Below are 12,402 nucleotides of genomic sequence, written 5' to 3'. Positions count from 1 at the left end.
ACACGCTGCTGGTGGGGCGCAAGCGCTTCGAGCACCGGCGGGTGGTGGTCTGCCGCGACACGAGCGATGCACGCGCGGCACTGGCCTCGCGAGACTCGCAGCGCCTGCTCACCCAGGAGCAGGAAGCCGGTGAGCGCCCCGTGGTCTTCATGTTCCCCGGCCAGGGCGCGCAGTACGCGGGCATGGGGGCGGGGCTCTACGAGTCGGAGCCCATCTTCCGCAAGCACGTGGACGCCTGCTGCGAGCAGCTTCAGCCGCACCTGGGCCTCGACCTGAGGCAGCTGCTGTTCGCGCCGGAGCCCAAGCGCGAGGAGGCCTCCCGCAGGCTGGAGCGGACGGACCTCACGCAGCCCGCGCTCTTCGTCACCGAGTACGCGCTGGCCCGGCTGTGGATGTCGTGGGGCATCAAGCCGTGGGCCATGGTGGGCCACAGCCTCGGCGAGTACGTGGCCGCGTGCCTCGCGGGCGTGATGTCGCTGGAGGACGCGCTGGCGCTGGTGGCGGCGCGCGGGCGGCTCATGCAGGAGTTGCCGGGCGGCGCGATGCTCTCCGTGTCGCTGCCGGAGCAGGAAGTGCGGCCGCTGCTGGGCGAGTCCCTGGCGCTGGCCGCCGTCAACGGGCCCTCGCTCTGCGTGGTGTCGGGGCCTCCGGAGGCGGTGAGCGCGCTGGAGGCCGTGATGGACCGGCGCGGGGTGTCCCACCGCCGCCTGCACACCTCGCATGCCTTCCACTCGGCGATGATGGAGCCCATCCTCGACGCCTTCGCGGCACGGGTGCGCCAGGTGCGCCTGTCTCCTCCGCGCATCCCCTTCGTCTCCAACCTGACGGGGAAGTGGATCTCCCCGGAGCAGGCGACGGATGCCGGCTACTGGGTGGAGCACCTGCGGCGCACCGTGCGCTTCGGCGATGGGCTGGCGACGTTGCTGGCCGAGCCGGGCAGGGTGCTCCTCGAGGTCGGCCCCGGGCAGGTGTTGGGCATCTTCGCCCGGCAGGTGGCGGCGCCGGGGACGGCACCCGTCATCCTCCCCTCGCTGCGCCACCCGCGCGAGTCGCGGCCGGACCTGGCCTTCCTGCTGGAGACGGCGGGGCGGCTGTGGTTGGAGGGCGTGCGGCTGGAGGGCGCGAAGCTCTACAACTCGGAGAAGCGCCGCCGGGTGCCGCTGCCCACGTATCCCTTCCAGCGCGAGCGCTTCTGGGTGGAGCCGGGACGTGGCACCGAGCTGGCGTCCGCGCAGCCGAAGGGGCCGGTGACGCGCAAGCCGGAGCTGGCGGACTGGTTCTACACCCCGGCCTGGAAGCAGGAGCGCCTCGCGGCCGGGTCCGCGCCGGCCCTCGCCGGGAGCCGGTGGCTCGTGTTCCTCGATGCGGTGGGACTCGGCGAGCGGCTGGTGGCGCGGCTGGAGGCCGCCGGGGCCGAGGTGGTGGGCGTCGTCGCGGCCGGGTCCTTCTCACGCTCCGGTCCCCGTCGCTACGCCATCGACCCGCGATGCGAGGAGCACTACGCGCGGTTGCTCAGCGCGCTGCGCGAGGACGGACCGCTGCCGGAGCGCATCGCCTCCCTGTGGGGCGTCACGCCGGAGCCGGCCGCGGGTGGACAGGTACCGCTGGAGGAGCGGCTGGCGCTCGGCTTCTACGCGCCGCTGTACCTGGCGCGCGCCTTCCATTCGCAGGCGGCCTCCGCCCAGGTCGAGCTGTCGCTCATCACCACGGGCCTGCAGGACGTGACGGGGTCGGAAGCGCTGGAGCCGGAGAAGGCCCTGATGCTTGGGCCCTGCAAGGTGCTCCCGCAGGAGCTGGGGCCGGGGTGGCGCTGCCGCTCCATCGACGTGGCGCTGCCCGAGGCGGGCGGGCCCGGCGGAGCGAGGCTGGTGGAGCACCTGCTGGCGGAGCTGGCGGCGCCCGCGCGTGAGCCGGCCGTGGCGTGGCGCGGCGGCAAGCGCTGGGTGGAGACCTTCGTGCCGTCGCCGCTGCCCGCGCCCGCTCCGGGAGGGGTGGCCCTGCGCGAAGGCGGCGTCTACCTCATCACCGGAGGACTGGGGCGCATCGGCCTCGCCATCGCCGAGCACCTGGGCACGGTGGCCCGGGCGAGCCTGGTGCTGGTGGGGCGCTCGCACTTCCCGGCCCGTGGGGAGTGGGAGGCGTGGCTCACCGCGCAGGGCGAGGAGGACGAGACGTCACGCAAGGTGCGCCGGTTGCTGGCGCTCGAGCGTGCGGGGGCGCGGGTGCTGGTGCTCCGCGCGGACGTGTCCCAGCCGGAGCAGCTGCGGTCCGTGCTGGAGCGGACCCGGGCCCACTTCGGCGCCCTGCACGGCGTGGTGCACTCGGCGGGCAGCATTGGCGTGGACACCCACCTTCCGGTGCTCGAGGCGGACGTGGCGCGGTGTGACGCGCAGTTCGCGGCGAAGGTGCACGGACTGCGGGCGCTGGCCCAGGCACTGGAAGGACGGGAGCTCGACTTCGTGGTGCTGCAGTCCTCGCTGGCCGCCGTGCTGGGCGGACTGGGCTTCGCCGCCTATGCGTCGGCCAATGCCTTCATGGACGCCTTCGCGCTCCAGCGGGCGCGTGCCGGCACCACGCGGTGGCTGAGCGTGGGCTGGGACGGGTGGGCCGAGGACAAGGAGCGGCTGGCGCTCTCCTCCGAGGAGGGACTCCAGTGCTTCCAGCGGGTGCTGGCCACGGGAGAGGGAGGCCGGTGGCTCGTCTCCACGGGTGACCTCGCCGCCCGGTTGGCGCTCTGGGTGCAGCGCGCACCCGCCTCCTCCACCGAGGCCCAGGCGTCCACGGGCAGCCGTCCGGCGCATGCCCGGCCGCGGCTCCCCAACCCGTACGTGGCACCGCGCAACGAGTCCGAGAGTCAGATCGCCGCGCTGTGGCAGGAACTGCTCGGCATCGAGCAGGTGGGCATTCACGACAACTTCTTCGAGCTGGGCGGACACTCGCTGCTGGGAACGCAGATGGTCTCGCGGGTGCGCGAGTCGTTCCAGGTGGATGTGCCGCTGCGCTCGGTATTCGAGACCCCCACCGTGGCGGGGGTAGCATTGGCCGTGGTCCAGGGGCGGGCGGCGACCGCCACCGACGAGGACAAGCTGGCGGCCCTTTTGGCGGAGCTAGAGGACGAGCAATGAGTGACCTGTTGAAGCGGATTGCGAATCTACCTCCCGAGAAGCGCGAGAAGCTGTTGCGCCGCTTGGAGGCGGAGGCACGGGCGGAGCAGCAGACCCAGGAGCAGGCCGCGCCGAGAGATCCCTCCCAGCCCATGCCGCTGTCCTTCGCCCAGCACCGGCTCTGGTTCATCGATCGGATGCAGCCGGGGCTGGCCGTGTCCAACCTGCCGGTGCTCTTCCAGGTCGAGGGCGGGCTGGATGTGGACGCCTTCACCCGGAGCATCGAGGCCCTCGTCGAGCGCCACGAGGTGCTGCGCACCGCGTTCGCCGAGGAGAAGGGGGAGCCGGTCCAGGTGGTGTCCCCCTCGTCGAAGGTGGATGTCCCAGTGGTGGATCTCCGGAGCATTCCGGAGACGGAGCGGGCCGCGGAGGCCGAGCGGCTGGCGCGTGAGGAGCTCCTGCGTCCCTTCGATCTGTCGCGGGGCCCGCTGATGCGGGTGAGGCTGCTGCGGCTGGGCGAGCGCGAGCACCTGGTGGTGCTGACGCTGCACCACATCGTGTTCGACGTCTGGTCCATGGGCGTGCTGATGCGCGACCTGACCGAGCTGTACGCCGCCCGGGTGGGAGGACGGGCCGCGCAGCTGCCGCCGCTGAAGATGCAGTATGGCGACTACGCCCGGTGGCAGCGGGAGTGGCTGCGGGGCCAGGTGCTGGAGGAGCAGGTCGGCTATTGGAGGAAGCAGCTCGAGGGGCTGACGATGCTGGAGCTGCCGGTGGATCGGCCGCGTCCGGCCGTGCCCTCCTTCCGAGCGGCGACACACTCCTTCGTGATTCCCAGGTCGAGGGTGGAGTCGCTCCAGGCGCTGGCGCAGCGGCAGGGCGGCTCGCTCTTCATGGTGCTGCTGGCGGCCCTGAAGGTGGTGCTGGCGCGGCGTGCGGGGCAGGCGGACGTGGCGGTGGGAACACCCATCGCGGGCCGCAACCGGCGCGAGCTGGAGGGGCTCATCGGCTTCTTCATCAACATGCTGGTGATGCGGACGGAGCTGTCGGGGGACCCGACCTTCCTGGAGGTGTTGCGCCGGGTGAAGGAGACGTGCCTGGGCGCCTATGCACACCAGGAGGTGCCGCTGGAGCACCTCGCGGCGGAGCTGCAGCCGAACAGGGATCCAGGCCACACGCCGTTCTACCGGGTGTCCTTCAACCTCCAGAACGCGCCGCTGGCCTCCATCAACGTGCCGGGCCTGACCCTCAGGCCGCGCAAGGCCATGGTGGGGATGGCGAAGCTCGACCTGAGCCTCCACTTCACGGAGGACCCGGACGGGCTGCAGAGCGTGTGGGAGTACAGCGCGGACCTGTTCGACGCGGGGACGATCCAGCGGATGGCGGAGCACTTCGAGAGGGTGCTCAAGCAGGCGGTGGAGGCGCCGGACAGCAAGGTGTGGGCGCTGGAGGTGATGGGGGAGGAGGAGAAGAGGAGGGTGTTGGAGGAGTGGAACCGGACGGGGGTGGAGGGGGAGCGGGAGCGGTGCGCGCACGAGCTGTTCGAGGCGCGGGTGGACAAGGCGCCCGATGCGCCCGCAGTGTCGTTCGAGGGCGAGACGCTCAGCTACGGGGAGTTGGACAGGAGGGCCAACAAGCTGGCGAGGCACCTGCAGGGGTTGGGTGTGGGGCCGGAAGTGCGGGTGGGCCTGTGCGTGGAGCGCTCGTTGGAGATGGTGGTGGGGATGCTGGGCATCCTCAAGGCCGGTGGAGCGTACGTGCCGCTGGACCCGAGCTATCCGGTGGAGCGGCTGGGGATGATGATGCAGGAAGCGGCGCTGCCGGTGCTGCTGACACAGGCGAAGCTGGCGGACGAGCTGCCGTCGAGAGGCGAGCAGGTGGTGTGCCTGGACGAGGACTGGGGGGAGGTGGAGAAGCAGCCGGAGGGGAGGGTGGAGTCCGGAGTGTGCGCGGAGAACCTGGCGTACGTCATCTTCACCTCGGGGAGCACGGGCAAGCCCAAGGGAGTGATGGTGAGGCACCGGGGGCTGGTGAATACAACCCTGGCGGCGATGGAGGAGCGCGGGGTGAAGGAGGACAGCCGGGTGCTGCAGTTCGCCTCCATCAGCTTCGACACGTCGGTGTGCGAGGTGTTCCCGACGCTGGTGAAGGGCGCGTGCCTGTGCCTGGCGAAGAGGGAGCAGGTCATGCCGGGGGCGCCGCTGAGGCGGACGCTGGTGGAGCAGCGCATCAGCATGGTGTCGCTGACGCCCACGGTGCTGGCCCAGCAGGAGGTGGAGGGGCTGGAGGGCGTGGAGACGGTGATTTCGGCGGGCGAGGCGTGCACGCGCGAAGTGGTGGCGAAGTGGCAGAAGGGCAGGAAGCTGCTCAACGAGTACGGGCCGACGGAAGTGACGGTGGCCGCGACGATCAACAAGGAGGTGGAGGAGGGGAGGCCGGGGGTGATCGGCCGGCCGTGGCGCAACGTGAGGGTGTACGTGCTGGACGCGGCGCAGAGGCCGGTGCCGGTGGGAGTGGCCGGAGAGCTGTACGTGGGCGGCGAGGCGCTGGCGCGGGGCTACCTCGGGAGGGCGGACCTGACGGCGGAGCGCTTCGTGCCGGACGCCTTCAGCGGGGAGGCGGGAGCGAGGCTGTACCGGACAGGGGACGTGGTGCGGTGGCTGGAGGGCGGGACGCTGGAGTGCGTGGGCCGGGTGGACCAGCAGGTGAAGGTGCGCGGCTTCCGAATCGAGTTGGGCGAGGTGGAAGCGGCGCTGAGGCAGCAGTACGGGGTGGCGGAGGCGGTGGTGGTGGTGAGGGAGGAGGCAGGGGAGAAGCGGCTGGTGGGCTACTACGTGCGCGAGGAGGGAGCGGAGGCCGGTGCGGGGAAGGTGCGCGAGGGCCTCAAGGCGAAGCTGCCCGAGTACATGGTGCCCACGGTGCTGGTGGAGCTGGAGGCGCTGCCGCTGACGTCCAGCGGAAAGGTGGATCGCAAGGCGTTGCCGGAGCCAGGAGCAGAGCGGCCGGAGCTGGATGCGGGGTACGCCCCGCCCCGCAACCCGGTGGAGGAGCTGCTGGCCTCCATCTGGGCGGACGTGCTCGGAGTGGAGCGCGTGGGCATCCACGACAGCTTCTTCGACCTGGGCGGCCACTCCCTGCTCGCCACTCGAATCATCTCCAGGATCATCGAGGTCCTGGGCGTGGAGTTGCCGTTTCAGGACTTCTTCGCGTCACCGAAGGTGGAGAGCGTGGCACGGCGGGTGGAGGTGCTCCGGGCGCAGGCCGGGGATCCACGGGTGCCCGCGCTGGTGCCGGTGTCGCGGGAGCAGGCGCTGCCGCTCTCGTTCGCTCAGCAGCGGTTGTGGTTCCTGGACCAGCTCGAGCCACGAAATCCCCTCTACAACATTCCCACGGCCGTCCGGCTCGAGGGGGAGCTCGATCTCCAGGTGATGGAGCGGTGCTTCGAGGAAGTCCTCCGCCGGCACGAGGTGTTGAGGACGACGTTCCAGCTCGAGGGCCAGGAGCCCGTGCAGCGGATCCACCCGCCGTTCGCGTTGCCGCTGAGCGTCGTCGACCTGCGGGAGCTCCCCGAGGCCGAGCGGCGGGCGGAAGCCCAGCGGCTGACGTTGGAGGAGGCGCGCAAGCCCTTCGAGCTGTCGCGGGGTCCGCTGGTACGCCTCGGGTTGTTGCGGCTGGGCGAGCGGGAGCACGTGCTGTTGCTGACGATGCACCACATCGTCTCCGACGGCTGGTCGACGGGCATTCTGGTGCGCGAGGTGGCGGCCCTCTACGAGGCCTTCTCGGCCGGGAAGCCCTCTCCGCTCCCGGAGCTCGGCATCCAGTACGCGGATTACTCCGCCTGGCAGCGGGGCTGGTTGAAGGGCGAGGCGCTGGAGGAGCAGCTCGCGTATTGGCGTCAGCGGCTCCAGGGGGCGCCTTCGCTCCTCGCGCTCCCCACCGACAAGCCGCGTCCGGCGGTGCAGAGCCACCGCGGGGCACACCATGTCCGGCGTTTCCCGGCGGAGCTGACGAAGCCCCTCGAGCGGCTGAGCCGGAGTGAGGGCGTCACGTCCTTCATGACGCTGCTGGCGGCCTTCCAGGTGCTGCTCGGCCGCTACACGAGGCAGGAAGACCTCGTCATCGGCACGGACATCGCGGGCCGCAACCGCCTGGAGACGGAGGGGCTGATCGGCTTCTTCATCAACCAGCTCGTGCTGCGGGGGGACCTCTCGGGGAACCCGACGTACAGGGAGTTGCTGGCGCGCGTCCGCGAGACGACGCTGGGGGCCTACGCGCACCAGGAGTTGCCGTTCGAGGCGCTGGTCAAGGATCTCAACCCGGAGCGGAGCCTCGGGCACGCGCCTGTCTTCCAGGTGAAGCTGCTCCTCCAGAACGCGCCCATGTCGAGGCTCGACATGCCGGGGCTGTCCATGAGCGGCGTCGGATTCGAGACGGGGACGGCGAAGCTGGATCTGATCGTCTCGTTGGAAGAGACGCCGGACGGGCTGCAGAGCGTGTGGGAGTACAGCACGGACCTGTTCGAGGCGAGGACCATCGAGAGGATGGCGGAGCACTTCGAGAGGGTGCTCATGCGGGCGGTGGAGGCACCGGACAGCAAGGTGTGGGAGCTGGAGGTGCTGGGGGAGGAGGAGAAGAGGAGGGTGCTGGAGGAGTGGAACCGGACGGGAGTGGAGGGGGAGCGGGAGCGGTGCGCGCACGAGCTGTTCGAGGCGCGGGTGGACAAGGCGCCCGATGCGCCCGCGGTGTCGTTCGAGGGGGAGACGCTCAGCTACGGGGAGTTGGACAGGAGGGCCAACAAGCTGGCCAGGCACCTGCAGGGGTTGGGCGTGGGGCCGGAGGTGCGGGTGGGGCTGTGCGTGGAGCGCTCGGTGGAGATGGTGGTGGGGATGCTGGGCATCCTCAAGGCCGGTGGAGCGTACGTGCCGCTGGACCCGAGCTACCCGGTGGAGCGGCTGGGGATGATGATGCAGGAAGCGGCGCTGCCGGTGCTGCTGACGCAGGCGAAGCTGGCGGACGAACTGCCGTCGGCGGGCCAGCAGGTGGTGTGCCTGGACGAGGACTGGGGGGAGGTGGAGAAGCAGCCGGAGGGGAGGGTGGAGTCCGGAGTGTGCGCGGAGAACCTAGCGTACGTCATCTTCACCTCGGGGAGCACGGGCAAGCCCAAGGGAGTGATGGTGAAGCACCGGGGGCTGGTGAATACGGCACTGGCGGCGGTGGAGGAGCACGGGGTGAAGGAGGACAGCCGGGTGCTGCAGTTCGCCTCCATGAGCTTCGACGCGTCGGTGTGCGAGGTGTTCTCGACGCTGACGGGAGGGGCGTGCCTGTGCCTGGCGAAGCGGGAGGAGATCATGCCCGGGGCCGCGCTGAGGCGGACGCTGGTGGAGCAGCGCATCAGCATGGTGACGCTGACGCCCACGGTGCTGGCCCAGCAGGAGGTGGAGGGGCTGGAGGGCGTGGGGACGCTGATTTCGGCGGGCGAGGCGTGCACGCGCGAGGTGGTGGGGAAGTGGAAGAAGGGCAGGAGGCTGCTCAACGCGTACGGGCCGACGGAAGTGACGGTGTGCGCGACGATCAACGAGGTGGAGGAGGAGAGGCCGGGGGTGATCGGCCGGCCGTGGCGCAACGTGAGGGTGTACGTGCTGGACGCGGCGCGGAGGCCGGTGCCGGTGGGCGTGGCCGGAGAGCTGTACGTGGGAGGAGAGGGGCTGGCGCGAGGCTACCTGGGGCGGGCGGACCTGACGGCGGAGCGCTTCGTGCCGGACGCCTTCAGCGGAGAGGCGGGGGCGAGGCTGTACCGGACGGGGGACGTGGTGCGGTGGGTGGAGGGCGGGAAGCTGGAGTACGTGGGGCGTGCGGATGAGCAGGTGAAGGTGCGCGGCTTCCGGATCGAGCTGGGAGAGGTGGAGGCGGCGCTGAGGCAGCAGTACGGGGTGGCGGAGGCGGTGGTGGTGGTGAGGGAGGAGGCAGGGGAGAAGCGGCTGGTGGGCTACTACGTGCGGGAGGAGGGAGCGGAGGCCGGTGCGGGGAAGGTGCGCGAGGGCCTCAAGGCGAAGCTGCCCGAGTACATGGTGCCCGCGGTGCTGGTGGAGCTGGAGGCGCTGCCGCTGACGTCCAGCGGGAAGGTGGATCGCAAGGCGCTGCCGGAGCCGGGAGCAGAGCGGCCGGAACTGGAGACGGTGTACGCCCCGCCGCGCAACCCGGTGGAGGAGCTGCTGGTCTCCATCTGGGCGGACATGCTCGGGGTGGAGCGCGTGGGCATCCACGACAGCTTCTTCGACCTGGGTGGCCACTCCCTGCTCGCCACCCAGCTCATCTCGCGGCTCGGGGCGGCCTTCGGGCGGGAGATCTCCCTGACGGACATCTTCGAGCGTCCCACGGTGGCGGGCGTGGCGGAAAAGCTCGCCCTCCTGCGGGATGCGCGAGGGGCGGCGTTGCCTCCCGTTCTCCCCACTCCACCGGCCGAATACCTGCCGCTCTCCTTTGGTCAGGAGGCGTACTGGTCTCCCGAGCAGGGGGGGGCTGACAGCGTGTTGAACAACACGCCCCTGGCGCTGCGCATGACGGGTGGGCTCGACGTGGAGGCGATGCGCCGGAGCCTGACGGAGCTCATCCGCCGCCACGAGAGTCTGCGGACGGTGTTCCCCCTGCGTGACGGCGTGCCGGTCCAGCGTATCTGTCCGCCCTATGAGGTGGAGCTCCCGGTGGTCGCGCTCGACGCGTTGCCGGAGCCGGAGCGCGAGGCCGAGGCACGGCGGCGGGTGGATCAGGAGGCCCTGCGTCCGTTCGAGCTGGCCCACGGCCCGCTGGTGCGCTGCCACCTCTTCCGTCTCTCGGAGACGGTGCACGTGTTGTTGGTGAACATGCACCACGCCCTCACGGACTTCGTGTCCCTCTCGGTGCTCGTGGGGGAACTGGCGGCGCTCTACCTGGCCTACCGGGAGGGCGCGCCTTCACCGCTTCCAGCGCCGATCCTCCAGTACCGCGACTTCACCCGCTGGCAGCGCGAGTGGATGCAGGGCGAGACGCTGGAGCGGGTGCGCTCCTACTGGGCGCGGAGGCTGGAGGCGTTGCCGGCGGAGATGCGGCTCCCGCTCGACTTCTCCATCCCCGCGCAGGAGCAGTTCCGCAGCTCCAGCGTGGATTTCCTCCTGCCGCCCGCGCTCGCCGGGGAGCTTCGCGCCTTGTGCCGCCGGGAGGGGGTCTCCCTGTTCATGCTGGCGCTCACGGCCTATCAGGTGCTGCTCGCGCGCTACTCCGGGCGGGAGGACGTCTACGTGGGCTTCGCCCATGCCCAGCGCCCGCGCCCGGAGCTCGACGGCTTGATCGGCATGTTCGCCGGCTACTTCGTCATCCGCGGCGACTTCTCCGGGACCCGCTCCTTCCGCGAGGTGCTCGGGCAGGTGCGGACCGCCTGCCTGGAGGCCTTCGAGCATCAGGGGCTCCCGCACGTGGAGCTGATGAAGCTGCTGCCCGGCGTGTGCCGGATGGGCTTCACCTTCTCCAACCGCGAGGGCCGGCCCTCGGGCGTGCCGGGCCTGGAGGTGCAGCCGGTGATGATGACGCGCGGAGTGAGCCTGTACGACGTGAAGCTGAGCATGTCCGAGGGCCCCGAGGGGCTGGGCGGCAGCTTCGAGTACCGGACCGAGCTCTTCGCACCGGAGACGATCCACGCCATGCGCGCCAGCTTCGAGGCCCTGCTGACGCACGCCGTCTCGGAACCCGAGCGGCCCGTGCGCGAGCTGGCCGCTTCCCACCCCGCTCCGGAGCCCGCCTCCGGGAAGCGAGCCGTCTGATGGTATCCATCCGGACGGCCAGTCACCCCATCCCCACGAAGTCCATCTACGACGAAGAGGAATCCTCGATGACGAAGCAGCGGGTCAGCATGTTCTTGGAGAAGGAGCCCTTCGGCACGGCTTCGGGGATGATCAACGCCATGTGGCAGGAGCAGTTGACGGGGCTCGGCTACGAGATCAATGCCCACTACCGCCAATACCATGGGCGTCATGACATGCTCATGCCCATGGCCAATGCGGACCGTCTGCGCCGCGTGCTGGGCGAGCCTCCCGCTGACCTGGCCGTCTACTGTGACCTCGGAGTGGCGATCCGCCCTCCGGGTCCGGAGATCGCCCGCAAGTCGATGGTCATCTACAACGGGCTCATTGGTTCACAGGGCACCTGGCTGGCCAACCCGAAGATCGACATGTACTGCGCCTACTCGCCGTACATGAAGGACATCCTCACCAGCCTGCTGACGGTCCCGGACTGGCGCCGCCGGCAGTGTCTGGATCCCTCGGCCTTCAACCGGGTGGCCTACTTCGTTCCGGCACTGCCCGTCGTGGATCGGCCCGTGGGTGACGAGCGCATGCAGGGCGGAGACCTGCCGGAGGAGCTGCGGCGGGCCATCGACGACGGCCACATCATCGGCCACGCCATCCAGCCGCGGAAGCCGGACTGGTTCGCGACCTTCAACATCCTCCTGCAGCTCAACATGCTGGCGCGGGAGAACGGCACCAAGCCCTTCCGCCTGGTGGTGGATCAGGAGGACTTCGCCCTCATCGACTACTCGTTGGCCAATGGTTTCCCGCTGGACGTGGCGGGTCCCAAGAGCATGCTGGACATGCTGGGCTTCACCATCAGGGATCTGCTCATCCCGGTGCGGTTCCTCAGCCAGCCGGCGCTCTTCAAGCTGATGAGGCAGGCGAAGTTCGGCCTCTCCTACAACATCTACCCGGAGCCCTACGGCTTCTACGTGCTCGAGTCCGTGTACGCGGGGTGCCCGGTCTACACCAACGGCATCGGCAACAACCGGCACAACCTGCCGCCCGGGCACGGCATCGAGGTCATCGAGACGGTGGACATGGCGTTCGGAGACCTGTCGGCCTTCGGGGACGTGGCCCGGCGCATCTACGAGGACGTGCAGGCGCCCGCTGCGAAGGCGGAGGAGTGCCGGCGCGGCCGCGAGTACATCGCCCGCACCTACAACCGCGAGGCCAGCTCCCGCACCATCCGGGCCATCATCGAGCGCGTGCAGGGCGAGACGCCCGCGGCGGTGCCTTTCGAGCAGCTGGAGATCCAGCGCAGCCCGATGGTGCGGTTGATGGACGAGCAGACGGGGCAGGTCGTCTCCGACTTCCAGCACGTCACGTTGGAGCCGCAGGAGCTCGGCCTGTACCGGGAAGTGCTGGGGCGCAACGCGGGAGACGTGGCCCGGGAGGTGACCGGCGGCGCGCTGGACGTGCTGCAGGGTCTGTTCTCCCGGGGCGTGCTCTCGCTCCGCCCGGTCTCGAACGCGAAGTAG

3 protein-coding genes (1 of these 3 only partly in view) are annotated in these 12,402 nt (G+C 70.4%); all 3 read left to right on the top strand.

Annotated elements, in window-relative coordinates:
* Tightly spaced (each overlapping or abutting the next), the 3 genes in view from NR798_RS39005 to NR798_RS38995 form a layout consistent with a single transcriptional unit that may run on beyond the window.
* Window positions 1-3,125, top strand: partial view of an SDR family oxidoreductase gene (locus NR798_RS39005; protein ID WP_375767648.1) — the 3' portion only. The gene continues 1,453 nt to the left of window position 1, outside the view; 3,125 of the gene's 4,578 nt are visible here — the last part of the coding sequence; its start codon lies off the left edge, out of view; it ends in the stop codon at window positions 3,123-3,125.
* The gene (locus tag NR798_RS39000; RefSeq protein ID WP_375767647.1) at window positions 3,122-10,897 is read left to right on the top strand and encodes an amino acid adenylation domain-containing protein; all 7,776 of its coding nucleotides are present in this window, start codon (window positions 3,122-3,124) and stop codon (window positions 10,895-10,897) included. The genes NR798_RS39005 and NR798_RS39000 overlap by 4 nt, the downstream gene beginning before the upstream one ends.
* Window positions 10,897-12,402 (top strand): glycosyltransferase, encoded by a 1,506-nt coding sequence (locus NR798_RS38995; protein WP_375767646.1) that lies wholly within the window; start codon window positions 10,897-10,899, stop codon window positions 12,400-12,402. The genes NR798_RS39000 and NR798_RS38995 overlap by 1 nt, the downstream gene beginning before the upstream one ends.

Source organism: Archangium gephyra (assembly GCF_042230915.1).
In the GTDB taxonomy this organism is placed as follows: Bacteria; Myxococcota; Myxococcia; order Myxococcales; family Myxococcaceae; genus Archangium; species Archangium gephyra_B.
This window is presented reverse-complemented; position numbering and strand designations above follow the sequence as displayed.

Excerpts from the sequence above, each read along its gene's own strand:
- NR798_RS38995 (WP_375767646.1), top strand. The coding sequence starts at position 10,897 with ATGGTATCCATCCGGACGGCCAGTCACCCCATCCCCACGAAGTCCATC.
- NR798_RS39000 (WP_375767647.1), top strand. The coding sequence starts at position 3,122 with ATGAGTGACCTGTTGAAGCGGATTGCGAATCTACCTCCCGAGAAGCGC.